Raw genomic sequence first — 16,594 nt, 5'->3', positions numbered from 1 at the left:
CCTTATTCTGCAATTTTCCCGTCCTCAATGCGGACAATACGGTCTGCAAGCTGGGCGATCTCGCTATTGTGGGTAATCATCACAATCGTTTGATGAAATTTCTGGCTTGTTACTTTCAACAGTCCCAATACATCGCTGCTTGTTTTACTGTCAAGATTGCCCGTTGGTTCATCGGCTAATATAATGGCAGGCTTTGAGACAAGGGCGCGAGCAATCGCTACACGCTGTTGCTGACCGCCGGATAAGTTGTTCGGCATATTTTGCAGCTTATCGCCGAGTGCCAGCATTTGCACAACTTCGTCCATGAAATTTTTATCTACTGTATCGCCATCCAATTCTACGGGCAAAACAATGTTTTCATATACATTGAGAACGGGAACAAGGTTATAGTTCTGGAAAATAAAACCGATATTGCGTCTGCGGAAAATCGTAAGCTGTTCATCGTTCAGCCCTGACAAATCTTTTCCCTTGACCTTTACATTACCGGAAGTGGGAACATCCAAGCCCCCCATCATATTGAGCAATGTGGATTTTCCGCTGCCGGAAGTTCCCACAATGGCAACAAATTCTCCCTGTTCGACAGTGAGAGTTACACCATCCAGAGCTTTTGTGATATTCGGCTCGGTGCCATAGTATTTTTTCAAGTTTTTTGTTTCTAAAATGCTCATAGAGAACACCATCCTTTCTTGTGATGGCTTCATTATAAAGGGCAATCCTCACAGAAATGTCACAGCCGACATAATAAATTGCCCTGAAATGTCACAATCCTGTGACATTTCAAAAAAACAGGTTATTCATGGGGAAGAAAAACGGAGAATGTTGAGCCTGTTCCTACTTGAGAAGTTACTTGTATATAACCGTTCTGCAAGCTAATAATTTCCCTTGCGAGATACAGCCCAATGCCGATTCCCTCTATATCGTGGACATTTTCTTCCCGATAAAAGCGCCTAAAAATTGCTCCCTGTTGGTTTTCGGGAATACCTTTGCCGGTATCAGTGATGCTGACTTTCAGGTGCATTTCCCAGCTTTCAACGCAAACACGGATAGAACCGTACTCCGGCGTGTACTTAACTGCATTATCCAATATGTTAAATAGGGCTTCTGCCGTCCATTTGCGGTCATGGGAAACAACCAATGTTTCCGGGCAGTTTACTTCAACTTGTATGTGCTTCCTTTCAGCGTTCAGAAAGATACCACCCAGAGCCATAGCAAGAGTATCATAAATGGGCTGCTGTTTCTTTTCAAGTGAGATAACACCCGTTTCAAGCCGGGATGTTTTTATCATAGCCTGCATTAAGAAATCCAGTTTATCAAGCTGTGTGCCACTGGCAAGCAGAAATTCCCGCTGTTTATCCGATGGCACTTCTTGTTCTAATAAGGTGGCATTTACCATTTTTAAGTTTGCTATCGGTGTCTTTACCTGATGAGAAATATCGGAAATCAATTCCTGTAAGTCAGCTCGTTCACTGGCAACGCTGTTTTTGCTTTCCTGCATAACCTCATAAAGACGCACCAGCCGATGATTGATTTTATAAAATAGGTTTTCTTCTTCGGCAACCTGTGATATATCTATTTTTCCATTCATCATTTCGTCTAAGGTGCAGCAAAGTATTTCAGAAAACAAAGTCAGCTTTCGCCGTATCAGTATCACAAAAACAGTAACACAAAGCAGAAAAAGCAGACAGAACGCCATGCTACAAAATACCACAGACATTTCTTTTGTCAGGATATATAGAACCGAAAACATGACCACGGATAAAAGTAAAATGGTAGTTGCCAGTATTATGCAGACTTTATTTAAGGAGAGTTTTTTTGAAATCATTTTTGCGCTCCTCCAATCCACATATAGCCCATACCGTAAACGGTTTTGATGTAGGAATGCTGGTTCGTTTCAATTTTACTGCGGATGCGGCTGATCGTTGTGGTAAGTGCGTGTTCATCCACATAATTTTCATCTATATCCCACAGCTTTTCAAGCAATACCTGCCGGGTCAGGACAGTTTGAGAATTTCTTGTCAGCACTTTTAGTAAACGATATTCCAATGATGTAAGGGTAATCGGCTGTCCTGCAAGACACGCTGATAATTCGGAAAAATTGATATACAAATTCCCATCATCGTAGAAATCTCCGCCGGATTGTGCTGAAATGCGGTTCAGTAAAGCAGATACTTTCTTTTGGAACACGCTGATAGGAAAGGGCTTTGTTACATAATCATCTGCGCCCAATTCAAATCCTTTCAGCATATCGCTTTCCATATCATTTGCGGTTAGAAAAATCACGGCGGTATCAGGACGGCGTTCTTTTACCTCACGGCATATATCAAACCCGTTCCCATCTGGCAGATTGACATCCAAAACGATTAAATCATAATCCTGTTTTTCAAGAAATCTTATGGCAACAGCCTTTGATATAGCCCCATCCACGGAATATCCGACAGCCGACAGATTATAGCTTAATGTCTTATTCAAAAGCTGGTCATCTTCAACAACCAGTATTCGCATAGTATCACATCCTTTTTCTTTTTATAGTATCAGCAAAATGTCACAGAAACCTCACAACGAGAAAAAAATTTAGTATTCTGTCAGTTCCACAATTACATTACTTTGCAGATACAGCCAGTCCGTAAATTCTTTCGGGCTGGCTGTTCCTGTTTTTACAGCCTTTTTTCTCTGCAAGGCTTCTTTCTTAAAGTCGGAAAAGGCAACCTGTATTTTTTCCAGACGGTCAGCCGGAAAGCCTGCGGTATTTTTTACTCGGTTTATTTTGTTGCGCCAGTTCTGGCATTCATTTTTATAAAGCAGGTCATAGTTGTTTTCTCTTGCCCTCTCGTCAAATTCCCGCTTGTTTTGAAGCGCCTGTACTTTTCGGCACTTGTCGCTGCACAGCTCATACCGCTGGCTCTTTGCCAGAAAATATTTCCCGCAGACCTTGCACTGCCGGAAGCAAAGCCCCCAGTCATTCAGCCTGTTCAGATAATAGGTAATCAAGGGGTAGAGGGACGCATAGGCAGACACACATTCTTCTGTGCGCCGGTTGTCCGGGAACCAGAGGTCAAGCCGGGTATCTTCTGACGGTGCGCCTTTGAAATAAAGGCTGCCAGTTTGAAAATGTTTCGGTTTTCCTGTTTCTCTGTCAAAGCTCATGGCTTCGTTATGGAATACCCCGGTCAGGCTGCTCATTTTATCCATGAAGCGGTCACAGGCAGCGTTACGGTCACGAGGTTCTCTGGCAAGCAGATAGCTGTTCCAGATACGGAACGCCACATACATTTTCAGAGGGTCGTTGCTAAGATATTTCTCCCAAAGAAATTCGCTTGCCGCCTGCTCCAGCTCCGGCTGTTTCCATCGGTTGGAGTGGAGAGCTTGCCGCAGCGGAGAAAGCCCGTATAAGTTCCAGTCTCTGTCCGTGTCACGCTCAAAGTTTATCAAAAAAGTTCCCAGTGGGCGTGTCATATCACAAAGCACCTCTGCGTTTTGGCTCCCGTTCAGACGGAAGCGGATCTGCTGTTCTTCCCCAATCAAAATCCGCTCTTTCATTTTCTTCCTGTCCAGCGTCAGGACAAACAAAATCCTCTCAAAACATGGCTCATGCCGTATAAACTGATTCTCCATCCCTATCCCCTGCCTTTGTTTATGGTAATTATATAATTTAGTTATATCCGTTACACTCATGGTATCGCAGAAGTATTGTTTTGTCAAGGATAGTCCGCTATGATGATTGCAGTTGGTAATTTCGTGCCACACAGTACCTTGACAAGTGAATGACCGTCCAAAAGGGATATGACCGGCAGGAGAAGTGACGCATTCGGCGCACCAATGCAGGGAAACACCGCAGGAATGGGGCAGGAAAACGGCTTTTGGGGAGAACGGCAACAGGAAGCATTTTAACCTATTTGATTTATGGGAGGAACAGAATGAACGATAAAAAGAGATTGAACAGCTACGAGGATTTACCGCTGGTTCTGGATGTGGCGGACATTCAGCGGATTATGGGAATTTCAAGAGCGAGCGCCTATGAGCTGGTACACACCCCCGGCTTTCCGGCGTTCCGCAGGGGGAGGCTTATCAAGGTCAGCAAAATTGCTTTCTTTGAATGGATGGCAAAAGGCTCCGAAACCGTACCGAGAAGCGACAAATAAGCGTGAGGTATCATTCCCTGACTGCAATACTGCCGCACTTTCCAAAGGGGCATACAGAGGGAAAAAACCTTAAAAATGATACCGAGACGCTACATCAAAACAGCCTATCTGCGTACATCAGATAGAAACGGAGAAAGGAGCCGGTTATGGCAAGAATGAGTAACAAGCGGCGGTTGGAATGGTCTTTCTTCTTAAATGACCGCAGCCGTATCACTTACAACGAACTGTGCCGGAAATGCCAGCACGAATGTAAACAGAGCTTCCGGGCGGTTGTGGTTGACTGCCCGAAGTATCTTTCCAAGCGTTCCAAGAAAAAGGACAAGACTGCCGGAAACGGCAAAATCCCTTAGGAACTAAGGGCGCACTTCTATACATAGTCTAAAGACCATGTATCGTGCGTCCTGCGGAGCTTACCTCTGCCGCTGATAAAATCAGCAATCCGAGGTCTGCGTTCGCTTCGCTCCGACAAGGTGGCTACACCCCCTTGCGCCGCTAAAGCGGCTATCCCCTGTGTACCCGCCGAAAAGAGAAATCCGCTCTGCGTTTTTCCCTTTTCATCGGGTTTTATAGAAGCACTGACACACAGACTGTCTGCGGATGGTCTTTCTTTATCTTATCAGCAAAGGATGTGAGAACATGGAAAAATCTTTGGAACAGTTAAAGCAGGAATATGAAAAAACCACTGTCCTGCTGGAACGGGAAAAACGGAAAATGCAGCGTTTGAAAAACCGGCAGGCGTATCTGGAAAGCGGTTCCCGGAAACAGAGGACGCACCGGCTGATTACCCGTGGGGCAGCTATTGAGAGCATTGCGCCACAGACAAAGGAGCTGACCGAAACGGAATTTTATTCCCTCATGGAAAGCATTTTGAATCTGCCGCAGGCGGAGCATTTCATCCGGTCTGCCACAGAGAACCACGCCCGTATTTCCGGGCAGGAGAAAGGCGGTGACTAAGGATAGCACTTTATCATTTTTCAATCGCACAGATAAAGCGCAGCGCCGGTCAGAGCGCCATTGCCAGCGCAGCCTACCGAGCCGGGGAGCGCCTTTACAGCAGCTACTATGGAGAAGTCAGCGACTACACCAAAAAGGGCGGCGTGATCGCTTCGGAAATCATGCTGCCGCCCCATGCGCCGGAAATATATCTTGACCGGGCGACCCTCTGGAATGCTGTGGAGAGCTGCGAGAAACATCCAAAAGCACAGCTTGCCTATTCCTTTGATATTGCCATGCAGAATGAATTGACGCTGGAAGAAAACATGGAGCTGGCGAGGAAGTTCGTGCAGGAGCAGTTTGTGGCAAAAGGCATGATTGCTGACCTCGCTTTTCACAGCCCGGAGAAAGAGGACGGCGGTATCCCAAACCCGCATTTCCATGTGATGACAACAATGCGCCCTTTGAACCCGGATGGCACATGGGGACAAAAACAGCGGCGGGAATATCTTCTTGATGAAGATGGAAACCGAATCCGGGATAAAAACGGCGATTATATGTTTAACGCTGTCCATACAACAGACTGGCATGAGCCGGAAACGCTGGAACACTGGCGGGAGCAGTGGGCGGCTGCCGTTAATACAAAATTTGAGGAAAAAGGGCTGGATGTGCGTATCGACCACCGTTCCTATGTGCGGCAGGGGCTTGACCTGATACCTACTGTCCACGAGGGAGCTAATGTCCGGCAGATGGAAGCAAAGGGCATCCGCACCGAGAAAGGGGAACTGAACCGCTGGATTAAAGCCACCAACCGGCTCATGCAGGATGTGAGGAAGAAGATCAAAGCCCTGTTTGTCTGGATGGCAGAGGTAAAAGAAGAACTTTCCAAACCGCAGACACCGAGCCTTGCCGACCTGCTGATCGCTTATTACAACCAGTGCAACGCAGGGGCATGGAGCAATAAAGCCAGAACCGGAAACTTAAAGCAGTTTGCCGAAGCCGTCAATTATCTGACGGAAAACAAGCTGCTCACATTAGAGGATTTGCAGGAGCGTCTTTCCTCTGTCAGTGAAGAATTTGAAGCATTAAGCGGCTCCATGAAAAAGAAATCTGCCCGGATAAAGGAATTGCAGGAATTGATACGGGAGGGCGAGAATTACCAGCGGCTAAAACCTGTCCATACGGAATTGAACAATATCAAGTTTAAGAAACAGAGGGAGAAATTTGAAACATCCCACGATGCGGAGTTACGGCTGTTTTATGCCGCCCGCCGTATTCTGAAAGAAAAACTGGACGGAAAACCCATTGCCCTGAAAGCATGGAAACAGGAATATGCACAGTTAAAAACAGAGTATGCCGAACTGTCTCCGCAGCACAAGCCACTCCGGGAGGAAGTCATACGGCTGCGGCAGGTGCAGAACGCCGTAGATACCGCACTGCGCCGGAGGGAGCAGCCACAGGAAGTACAGAGAAAGAAACATGAGATGGAGCTATGATATAACCGGCAGCTTTACCGCTACCGGTATTTTTATGGAGGGAGCATTTGAATGTATTTGAAGCGGTGAAACAGTCTGTTACCACCCGGCAGGCTGCTTCATTCTATGGAATCCGGGTGGGGAGAAATGGCATGGTCTGCTGTCCATTCCACAATGACCGCACGCCCAGCATGAAAGTGGACAGCCGCTTTTACTGCTTCGGTTGCGGGGCTTCCGGGGATGTGATCGACTTTGCCGCTTTGCTGTATGGATTGGGGAAACGGGAAGCTGCGGTCAGGCTTGCGGAGGACTTCGGCGTTTCCTATGAGAAATCCGGCAATGCGTCGCCAGATAGGAAGCGTCACAACAGGTCACAGCCCCGACAAAAATCAGCGGAGCAGAGATTTCAGGAAACGGAACGGTATTGTTTACGGGTGCTATGCGATTATCTGCGCCTGCTGGAGCATTGGAAAACAGCACACGCCCCACAGCCGCAGGATGCCATCTGGCATCCTCTTTTTGTGGAAGCGTTGCAGAGGATAAGCTACACAGAATACCTTTTGGATATTTTGTTATACGGAGAAATAGAAGAAAAAGCGGCATTGATCGCCGCACAGGGAAAGGAGGTGTTGCGGCTTGAACAGCGAATTTCAGAGCTTGCCGCCGGAAACGCAGGAAGCGGTCAAAAGGACGATGGACACAATGGAACCGGCGCAGACACCGGCAGAAATCCGGGAAACATTAGAGGGGACGCAGAAAGGCGGCGTGAAGAACAGCATCCGAAACTGCCTGACGGTGTTCCAGCGTGACCCTCTGTTTCGCGGGGCGCTGCGCCTGAACCTTTTGACGGAGCAGATTGACATTGTGAAGCCGCTGGGCTGGGAGCGCACCAGTACCACGCTGACCGACATGGACATGAACTACCTGCTTTTGTATCTGGAAGAAAATTACGGGCTTACCAGCGAGAAAAAGGTGCAGAGCGCCATCAAGATTGTTGCCAATGAAAACCGCTACCATCCAGTCAGGGATTACCTGAACAGCCTGCAATGGGACGGCACAGAGCGCATCCGTTACGCCCTGCATCACTTTCTGGGAGCCGATACGGACGAATACACCTATGAAGCCTTGAAACTGTTCCTGATGGGAGCCATCCGGCGGGTATTCAGACCGGGGAGCAAGTTTGAGGTCATGCTCTGTCTGGTTGGTGGTCAGGGAGCCGGGAAATCTACCTTTTTCCGGCTGCTGGCAGGCAGGGACGAATGGTTTTCAGACGATTTGAAGAAGCTGGACGATGAAAATGTGTACCGCAAGCTGCAAGGGCATTGGATTATCGAGATGTCGGAGATGATTGCCACAGCCAACGCCAAGAGTATTGAGGAAATCAAGTCATTCTTAAGCCGCCAGAAAGAAACCTACAAGGTGCCGTATGAGACACACCCGGCAGACCGGCTGCGGCAATGTGTATTCGGAGGGACGACCAACCGGCAGGACTTTTTACCCCGTGACCGCACCGGCAACCGGCGCTTTCTCCCCGTGACGGTGTACCCGGAACGGGCGGAGGTTCACATACTGGATGATGAAGCGGCGGCGAGGGCGTATATCGAACAGATGTGGGCGGAAGCCATGACGGTTTACCGCAGTGGGAAGTATAAGCTGTCATTCAGTATGGAAATGAACCGATACCTGAACGCCCACCAGCAGGACTTTATGCAGGAAGACACACAAGCTGGCATGATCTACGCCTATTTGGAGGACTACACCGGCGACAGGGTATGCTCCAAGCAGCTTTATGAGGAAGCACTGGGGAACTTAAATTCCCCGGCAGACTGGGAGACACGGGCAATCTGCGAGATTATGAATACCGGCATTGCGGGCGGCATCATACAGGGCTGGGTAGCCTACAAAAGCCCGAAGCGGTATAAGAAATACGGTTCTCAAAAAGGCTGGGAGCGTGTCAACCAAGCTCCGCCGGAGGGGGACGGTTTTCAGGAAATCACGGAAGAAGAAGCCCGGCAAATGGAACTGCCATTCTGAAAAGCCACCGGTTGACAGTTTGGTTGACGCTTTGGTTGACAGCCGGTTGACGGGGAAAAGCCTGATATTTGGGGCATTTCTCTCCTTTGTCAACCATGTCAACCAAGAAATCAAAGAAAAAGTAAAAAGTAATAATAGAGCGCCTATGGATTGTTTTCAAAGTCTTTTCTGCCGGTTGACACGGTTTGGTTGACACGGAGACAGTCTGCGGCTGTACACCTGCCTGACATTCCCTTGTCGGGCATATTTCATTTATGGAGGTAACTGCCTATGGCAAAAAGCAAAAACGAGAGCAATAACAAAAACAGCGGCACCCTGCTTACCGAAAAAGACGGCACCCAGTATTTTGTCATGGGGAAAGTCCGTATCAAGGTATCGGAGCATTTCGCACAGGATGGGAAGCCGCTTGACAGCCTGCTGGAAGATGTGATCCAGCACGCTGCCGCCGCTTCCTGAAAAAATACGGAATAACGACTGTCAATCAGCCCACGCTTATGATATACTTGTACCAGCGAGTATTGTATAAGCGTGGGTTGTTTCTTTTAGAAGGAGGATTTTTAACCGTGAAACAACCATACAATACAACGATTTATAACACTGCACTATATTTGAGATTGAGCCGTGACGATGAATTACAGGGGGAAAGCGGCAGTATCCAGACCCAGCGCATGATGCTTAGGCAGTATGCCGCAGAGCATGGGCTGACCGTTGTAGACGAGTATATTGACGACGGATGGAGCGGGACAAATTTCGAGCGTCCAAGTTTCCAAAGGATGATTGATGACATCGAGGACGGGAAAATCAACTGCGTTGTCACAAAGGACTTATCCCGTCTGGGAAGAAACTATATCCTGACCGGTCAGTACACGGAAATCTATTTCCCCAGCAAGGGAGTACGCTACATTGCCATCAATGACAATGTGGACACCATCAACGGAGAAAGCGAGCTTGCCCCGTTCTTAAACATCCTGAATGAAATGCACGCCCGACAGACCAGCAAAAAGGTCAAGGCTGCCATGCACACAAGATTTGCCAATGGCGCACACTATGGAGCCTATGCACCGCTGGGCTATGTAAAAGACCCGGACAAAAAAGGTCATCTTCTGATCGACCCGGAAACACGCTGGATTGTAGAGAAGATTTTTGACCTTGCCGTACACGGGAGGGGTGCCGCCAGCATTACACGGATTCTGGTGGAAGAAAAAGTACCTACCCCCGGCTGGCTGAACTATGAAAGATATGGGACTTTCGCCAATATCTACGCCGGTGCGCCCGCAGAAAAAGCCTATGCGTGGACGATAGCACAGGTCAAGAGCATTTTGAAAGAGGAAACCTACATCGGTCACAGCGTTCACAACAAGCAGAGCAACATTTCATTCAAGAACAAGAAAAAGGTGCGGAAGCCGCAGGAAGAATGGTATCGTGTGGAAAATACCCACGAAGCCATCATTTCCGAAGAAGTGTTCCAAAAAGTTCAGGAGCTGATTGCAAGCAGACGCAGACGACAGAAGAATGGCACAACGCAGATATTTTCCGGGCTGGTAAAATGTGCGGACTGCGGATGGTCATTGGCTTATGGTGTAAACAGCCAGAACAAAAATCCCTATGCACACTACCATTGCAGTAAGTACGGACAGGGATTACGCCAGTGTTCCATGCACTATATCCGCTATGATGTACTGTATGCCTATGTGCTTGCAAGACTGCAATACTGGTCTATGATGGTACAGAAAGACGAGGACAAGCTGCTGAAACGGCTACTCAATGCCAGCGACAGGGAAAGAAACTCTGCGAAGAAAAAGCAGGCTGCGGAGCTGAAAAAGGCAGAGAAGCGTAAAGCCGAGGTTGACGGGCTGTTTGCTAAAATGTATGAGGACTGGTCTGCCGGACGCATAACCGAGTATAACTTCAATATGCTGTCCGAGAAGTACCAGAACGAGCAAAAGGAACTTGAAACAAAAATAAGACAGCTTCACGAAACGATGGAAGCCGCCGTACAGACCGCAGCGGATGCTGAAAAGTGGATTGCCCTAATGAAACAGTATGTCAACCCTGTGGAGCTGACCGCCGAACTTCTGAACACTCTAATTGAAAAAATAACCGTCCACGAAGCTGTCAAGGGCGAGGACGGAAGTCGTGAGCAGGAAGTAGAAATCTACTACCGCTTCATCGGCAAAATCGACTGACCTTTCTTTTTTACCCAACAATATCTTTAATTAAGGGAAACGGGCACGGCTCTGCCCGATGCGGGGAACCTCCTAAAGCTGCGGCAGCGCTTCGGCGTCAGCTTGGACTGGCTGCTGGATGATAGCCAAGGCTGGGAAAACCTGACCGACGGCGCTCCGACCGGCAGCGAAGGTGGCGGAACCGCACCATCGCCAAAGCTGCGGAAGAGCGTCCTGCCATGGGCTATCCCGCTGGGGGTGTCCGGCTTCGGCTTGCTGCTGCTTGGAATTTTCTCGTCGATATTCCCGGCGGAATATATGGTCGCGTCCACAGTGATCGCGGGAAATCAGGAGCCGGCGGACCGGATCTATCGCGGCCTGGCAGGCTTTTTGAAGTGCAACAACTTGGAGTGGCTGTTCCGGCTGTGTTTGGTCATCGCCATCGGTTCGCTGTTGGCGGGCCTGTGGCAAAAGGGCGTGATGAAGCGGTTTGAAGACGCCGTGGATCACAAGCTGGATGAACTGGGGGAGAAGAACCGGGACGCATCCGCATAAGCATTGACTTCCGTCCCGTTTCCGCGTATCATAAAAAGGCTATGAACGAAAACGGAAGGGTTTGAAGAACGATGCTGTATATCATGCGCCACGGCAGGACCGTGTGGAATATGGAACACAAGCTGCAGGGGAAAACGGATGTGCCTCTCAGCGAGGCGGGACGGCCCGTGGTGGAGCAGGCCGCAGCTGCCTACCGGGATACGCATATTGATGTTTGTTACTGTTCGCCGCTGATCCGGGCCGTGGAGACGGCGGAGATCGTGCTGCGGGGACGGGAGATCCCCATCATCACGGACGTCCGGCTGGAGGAGATGGGCTTCGGCATCTGCGAGGGCACAACGGACTTTCAGGATAACCCGGACAACCCCATCTACCAGCTGTTCGCTGCCCCGGAGACCTATCGAATCCCGGTGGAGGGCGGCGAGAGCCTGAAGGACCTGTATGCCCGGACGGGGGCATTTTTGAAAGAAGTGATCGAACCGCAGCTGCGGCAGGGAAAGGACATCCTGATCGTGGGCCACGGTGCCATGAACGCGAGCATTGTGTGCCAGATCAAGGACATCCCCGTGAAGGACTTCTGGAGCGTGAAGATGAAAAACGCGGAGCTGGTGCGGCTGCTTTGAGCGCCTCCCTGTGACCGCAGTTTGCCAGTACATGATGAAAAAGCCCGCCGCATGAATCATGCGGCGGGCCTTTTTTTGCGTATCGGTCGGTTAAGGAGTTGATAATCCGGCGTTTAGCTGTAAAGTGCATCTGCTTGCAAACGATTTATTTTGCAAGGAAACAAACTGCTTGGCCGGGAGAATTACAGCAGATAGGCGTAGTCCTTTAGAACCGTCAGGATGAAGGCCTCCACGTCGGCGGGAAGCTGATTCTGTCCGTCCAGATCGGCCTCAAAGACCTTGCCGTCCAGCCGCACCAGGACCTTGCGGCCCTCCAGCGGCAGGAAGCCCTGATTCTCCGTGCTCTCGTCAAAGCCCTCGCGGGTCAGGAACAGGGTGAACTTGTTCCGGTAGGGAGCGGAATCATAGGGGCAGAACACGGCGCAGTTGCCGCACTCATTGCACATCCGGTCCACATGGAGAATCTCATGTCGGCTGTCCGGAAGCGTGATGACCACATTGGCCCGGTTGGGGCAGACGTCGGCGCAGACTTGACAGACGGTGTTGCAGTGCAGGCAGCGCTCGCCCTCGCACCCGGCCCTGGGCGGGCAGAGGACACCCTTCCGGGCGATGGCCTCGTCACGGGTGGCGTGGGCGTCATCGGGAATGTTGACGGTGGGAACGCTGCCGATGACGGCGTTGGCGAAATACTGCGCGTCGGCAATGCCCTCCACCACGGTGGCGGGGCCGCGCATGGCGTCGCCGCCCACAAAGACGTTTTCCAGATTGGTGCGGAATTCGGGGATGCCCTTGGTGTTGACCTCGATGCCATTGGCGGTGAACAGGTCACTGTCCACCCGCTCACCCACGGCGGCGATCACCGTATCGCAGTCGATCTCAGTGAATTCCCCGGTGGGGACGGGGCTGCGGCGGCCCTTTTCATCGGGATCGCCCAGCTTCATGACCTCACATTTCAACTTGCCGTTGGCCTGCTCCACGGGAGCCACCAGCTCCAGGAACCGGACGCCGTCCTCTACGGCCAACTCCAGTTCCTCCGCGTCGGCGGGTATATACTTCTTCGTCCGGCGGTAGACCAGCGTGGAGGTCTTGGCCCCGGCACGGAGAGCCGCGCGGGCCGCGTCCATGGCGGTGTTGCCGCCGCCCACCACGGCCACATGGCCCAGAGAGACCTCTTTCCCGGCCTTCAGGTCACGGAGCCACTGGATCACCGGCACCACGTTGCCGGGAATGTCCAGCTGACCGGCCTTGCCCGCGCCTACGGCGAAGAAGATGTGGGTGTAGCCCATTGCCTTCAGCTCGCTGACGGAGGGAGCGGGGGTGTTCAGCTTTACCTCGGCGCCGTAGAACGTCATGAGGGCGATGTCCTTCTCAATGGCCTCCTCGCTGATGCGGAAGCCGGGGATCACCAGACGGGGCACGCCGCCCAGCTTGTGGCTCTGCTCGAAAACAGTGACAGGGATACCGGCCCGGCCCAGAAAGTAGGCCGCGGCGATGCCGGTGGGACCGCCGCCGATGATGGCGACCTTGCGGCCGTCGGTGACAGGCTCCGGCTTTTTCAGAGAGGCCATCAGGTCATCATAGCCCTTCTCCGCCGCGATGAGCTTGGTAGCCCGGATCTGAACGGGATCGTCATAGTAGTTCCGGGTGCACTTGGTCTGGCAGCGGTGGGCGCAGATGGTGCCGGTGGTGAAGGGGAGGGCGTTCTTCTCTGTGATGAGGGCCAGCGCCTCGGTGTACTTTTCCTTGCGGCACAGCTCAATATACTCCGGAATGTCCTGCCGGATGGGGCAGCCGCCCTCGCAGGGAGCGGTGAAGCAGTCCATCAGAGGCACCTTTTCCAGCAGCTTCCGCCGGGGCAGGGGCTTGATGTCCTTCAGATGGTACTTATCCCGCCGGGCGGACAGGGCCAGTGCGTCGATACCCAGTACATCCACGCCGCCGAAGGGGGCGAAGTCCAGCTTGTCCAGAATTTCGCCGATTTGTGTGAAGCGCTGGTAGCCGCCGGGCTTCAGCTCCGTGGTGGCCATGGTGATGGGCCAGATGCCGCAGGTGAACAGCTTGTCGATGTTGAAGGCATCGGCGCCGCCGGCGTAGGACAGCCGCAGCTTGCCGTCAAATTCCCGGCTCAGCCGCGCGGCCATGGTGGTGGTCAGGGGGAACAGGCTCTTGCCTGCCATGTACATTTCCTCACTGGGCAGCTCTCCGGCCTTTACGTCCACGGGGAAGGTGTTGCTCAGCTTGAGACCAAATTCCAGACCCCGGTCCGTGGCCCGTTTTTCCAGACGGTGGAACATGGGGACGGCGTCCTTGTATTGCAGATCTTCCTTGAAGTGGTGGTCATCGAAGGCGATATAGTCATAGCCCATCTCGTCCAGAATGGAGCGGGCGGTCTCATAGCCCAGCAGAGTGGGGTTGCACTTGACGAAGGTGTGCAGCCCCTTTTCCTCAATGAGATAGGTGGCGATGCGTTCGATCTCCTCCGGCGGGCAGCCGTGGAGGGTGGAGAGGGTGACGGAGCGGGAGATCCGGGGGGAGATGGCGTCGATGGCGTCCTTCTCCGCCGGGAACAGCTCGTGGAGAACGGAGATGCACTCCTGAAAGATAGGTGTTTCGGCGGCGTTCATCATGCCGTTCAGGAAGGTGTCCACCTTCTCACCCTTGACGCCCTCCAGATCGTAGCCCACGGACATATTGAACACAAAGCCGTTGGGAACGCCCAGACCGTACAGCTTGGACATGATCTTGCAGGCGCACCACGCCTTTACGTATTCCTCAAAGGCCTGAGGGACGGTCAGTTCCGTGGACCACTCGCAGTTGTAGCACTCGTCCTCTGCCAGAATGCAGGGGCGGTTGATGCAGGCGGCCAGCTCGGCGCCGTCCATCTTCTGAACGGTTTTCAGTTCAAAGAACCGGGCGCCGCCGAAGTAGCCTGCCACGATGTTCTGGGCCAGCTGGGTGTTTGGGCCAGCGGCGGGGCCGAAGGGCGTTTCGATGGTCTCTCCGAAAATGGGCAGGGTCTTGCCGCTGGGATGGAAGGGGCGATGAACGCCGAACACGGAGCCTTCACGGTCATATTCAGCGGTGATCCAGGTCATCAGCTGCCGGAAGGAAATGGGGGTCATTAACTCAGACATATTCACACCTCATTATGATGATAACTTTTGTTTTAGTACGTTCTGTGGTTCAGATCGCCCCACAGCTTCTTGGAGGCCTCCAGAATGTGGGCGTTTTCCGCCTCCTCGTCGATGCCCACCAGCTGACGATCCAGCATGAGTGTCTTACCGGCGGCGATGGTGGTCTGGCACTGGCGGCCCGTCATGCCAAAGATCATGTGGCCGTCGATATTCTCATCGGAGAAGGGGGTGTAGGGCTTGTAGTCCATCACGATGATGTCCGCCGCGGCCCCGGCCTTCAATACGCCCAGCGTGTCGGGGAAGTACTTCTCGCCGATCTTGGCGTTGTTCTTGAAGAGCATATCCGTGACCTCGCACCAGCCGACGTTGGGCAGGCAGTTCTGGCTCCGCTGGGAGCAGAGGGCCACCTTGAGGGATTCCAGCATATCGTTGGTGTAGGCGTCGGTGCCCATGCCCAGCAGGATGCCCCGCTTGTAAAGCTGGATCACCGGGCAGATGCCGATGGCGTTGCCCATGTTGGATTCGGGATTGTTCACCACCATGGTGCCGGTCTCCTGAATGATCTCCATTTCGGCAGTGTTCACATGGATGCAGTGACCCAGAATGGTCTTGGGGCCGAGGATGCCGTGGTCCTGCAAACGCTGGACGGGGCGGCGGCCGTAGTTCTGCAGGCTGTCGTACACATCGTTCATGCCCTCGGAGACGTGGATATGGTAGCCCGTGCGGCCATTGTTGGCTGCGGCCATGCGGTCAAAGGTCTTGTCGGAAATGGTGAACAGCGCGTGGCCGCCAAACATGGCCGAGAGCATGGGCTCCTTGTTCTTTTCACATTCTGTGATGAAGTCGGCGTTTTCCTGGATGGCCTGCAAGCACTTTTCCTCGCCGTCCCGGTCGCTGACCTCGTAGCACAGGCAGGAGCGCAGGCCCAGACGCTTGCTCTCCTCCGCAATGGTGTGGAGGGTGCCGGGGATCTCACCGTAGCTGGCGTGGTGGTCGAAGATGGTGGTCACGCCCTGCTTGATAGAGTCGATGTAGAGGGCGGTGGCGCTGGCCCGGGTGCCGTCCATCATCAGATGGCGGTCGATGGCCCACCACGTTCCGTCCAGCACCTCATAGAAGTTGGTGGGATTGTTGCCCACGATGGAAAGGCCCCGTGCCAAAGCGGAGTAGATGTGGGTGTGGGCGTTGATGAGGGCGGGCATAATCACGCCGCCCTTGGCGTCGATGATCTCCGCCTGCGGGTATTTGGCTCTCAGAGCGGCTTCCTCGCCGATCTCCACGATCTTCGTGCCCTCGTAGGCCACCGCGCCGTGTTCGTAGTAGCCCTGACCCTCCGGGTCGCGGGTGATGAGCCGTCCGTTGGTAACAAGTGTCATAATACGTCCCCCCTTGAGAAAATATTGGAAATTTGAAAATGATTTGCGAAAAAGGATAAAAGAAAAAGGCGCTCCGGTCTCCCGAAACACCTGCCGCGCAAAGGAGACAGGTGTCAGCCCGTGCGCATGGCACTCCGTTGCAGCTGTCTTGCTTTGCAGT

16 protein-coding genes are annotated in these 16,594 nt (G+C 52.4%); 10 read left to right on the top strand and 6 right to left on the bottom strand.

Annotated elements, in window-relative coordinates; translation table 11 throughout:
• Nucleotides 1-2 precede the first annotated feature (2 nt).
• From H8Z83_RS05175 to H8Z83_RS05160, 4 genes are all read right to left on the bottom strand, one after another.
• Entirely contained in the window at nt 3-668 is a 666-nt protein-coding gene (locus tag H8Z83_RS05175; RefSeq protein WP_055056216.1) for an ABC transporter ATP-binding protein, read from the bottom strand.
• A gap of 122 nt (nt 669-790) precedes the next feature.
• Entirely contained in the window at nt 791-1,822 is a 1,032-nt protein-coding gene (locus H8Z83_RS05170; protein WP_055056215.1) for a sensor histidine kinase, read from the bottom strand.
• Nucleotides 1,819-2,502, bottom strand: a complete 684-nt coding sequence (locus H8Z83_RS05165) for a response regulator transcription factor (RefSeq protein ID WP_187014058.1) — start codon at nt 2,500-2,502, stop codon at nt 1,819-1,821. The genes H8Z83_RS05170 and H8Z83_RS05165 overlap by 4 nt, the downstream gene beginning before the upstream one ends.
• A gap of 69 nt (nt 2,503-2,571) precedes the next feature.
• Nucleotides 2,572-3,537, bottom strand: coding sequence for a hypothetical protein (locus H8Z83_RS05160; protein ID WP_436231644.1), 966 nt, complete (start codon nt 3,535-3,537; stop codon nt 2,572-2,574).
• Between the two features lie 377 nt (nt 3,538-3,914).
• On the opposite strand from H8Z83_RS05160, the gene H8Z83_RS05155 reads away from it, so the two are divergent.
• The 10 genes from H8Z83_RS05155 to H8Z83_RS05110 all read left to right on the top strand — a co-directional run bounded on the left by H8Z83_RS05155 (nt 3,915) and on the right by H8Z83_RS05110 (nt 11,924).
• Nucleotides 3,915-4,139: a helix-turn-helix domain-containing protein gene (locus H8Z83_RS05155; RefSeq protein ID WP_008368839.1), complete on the top strand. Its 225-nt coding sequence runs from the start codon at nt 3,915-3,917 to the stop codon at nt 4,137-4,139.
• A 146-nt stretch (nt 4,140-4,285) separates the two neighbouring features.
• Nucleotides 4,286-4,489 (top strand): hypothetical protein, encoded by a 204-nt coding sequence (locus H8Z83_RS05150; RefSeq protein ID WP_004614949.1) that lies wholly within the window; start codon nt 4,286-4,288, stop codon nt 4,487-4,489.
• A gap of 286 nt (nt 4,490-4,775) precedes the next feature.
• Nucleotides 4,776-5,093 (top strand): DUF3847 domain-containing protein, encoded by a 318-nt coding sequence (locus tag H8Z83_RS05145; protein ID WP_024726898.1) that lies wholly within the window; start codon nt 4,776-4,778, stop codon nt 5,091-5,093.
• A gap of 2 nt (nt 5,094-5,095) precedes the next feature.
• A complete protein-coding gene (gene mobQ, locus H8Z83_RS05140) occupies nt 5,096-6,568 on the top strand; it encodes a MobQ family relaxase (protein ID WP_187014161.1) in 1,473 nt (490 codons plus the stop codon).
• 47 nt (nt 6,569-6,615) lie between these two features.
• Nucleotides 6,616-7,356, top strand: coding sequence for a CHC2 zinc finger domain-containing protein (locus H8Z83_RS05135; RefSeq protein ID WP_179138631.1), 741 nt, complete (start codon nt 6,616-6,618; stop codon nt 7,354-7,356).
• Nucleotides 7,241-8,581, top strand: coding sequence for a virulence-associated E family protein (locus H8Z83_RS05130; RefSeq protein ID WP_009321442.1), 1,341 nt, complete (start codon nt 7,241-7,243; stop codon nt 8,579-8,581). The genes H8Z83_RS05135 and H8Z83_RS05130 overlap by 116 nt, the downstream gene beginning before the upstream one ends.
• 270 nt (nt 8,582-8,851) lie before the next feature.
• Entirely contained in the window at nt 8,852-9,037 is a 186-nt protein-coding gene (locus H8Z83_RS05125) for a hypothetical protein (RefSeq protein WP_004849804.1), read from the top strand.
• Nucleotides 9,038-9,075: 38 nt separating this feature from the next.
• Nucleotides 9,076-10,767, top strand: a complete 1,692-nt coding sequence (locus H8Z83_RS05120) for a recombinase family protein (RefSeq protein WP_004849806.1) — start codon at nt 9,076-9,078, stop codon at nt 10,765-10,767.
• Between the two features lie 102 nt (nt 10,768-10,869).
• Nucleotides 10,870-11,301, top strand: a complete 432-nt coding sequence (locus H8Z83_RS05115; protein ID WP_187014056.1) for a hypothetical protein — start codon at nt 10,870-10,872, stop codon at nt 11,299-11,301.
• A gap of 71 nt (nt 11,302-11,372) precedes the next feature.
• Entirely contained in the window at nt 11,373-11,924 is a 552-nt protein-coding gene (locus H8Z83_RS05110) for a histidine phosphatase family protein (RefSeq protein WP_187014055.1), read from the top strand.
• Between the two features lie 182 nt (nt 11,925-12,106).
• On the opposite strand, the gene ygfK is transcribed toward H8Z83_RS05110, so the two are convergent.
• A complete protein-coding gene (ygfK, locus tag H8Z83_RS05105) occupies nt 12,107-15,058 on the bottom strand; it encodes a putative selenate reductase subunit YgfK (protein ID WP_187014054.1) in 2,952 nt (983 codons plus the stop codon).
• A gap of 32 nt (nt 15,059-15,090) precedes the next feature.
• Nucleotides 15,091-16,434 carry a putative aminohydrolase SsnA gene (gene ssnA / locus H8Z83_RS05100; RefSeq protein WP_187014053.1) on the bottom strand — a complete coding sequence of 448 codons (1,344 nt, stop codon included), beginning with the start codon at nt 16,432-16,434 and terminating at the stop codon, nt 15,091-15,093.
• Between the last annotated feature and the right edge of the window lie 160 nt (nt 16,435-16,594).

It is taken from the genome of Dysosmobacter segnis (assembly GCF_014297285.1).
Lineage (GTDB): Bacteria > Bacillota > Clostridia > Oscillospirales > Oscillospiraceae > Oscillibacter > Oscillibacter segnis.
Note: the sequence above shows the minus strand (reverse complement) of the source record. Positions and strands in the feature narration are given on the sequence as shown.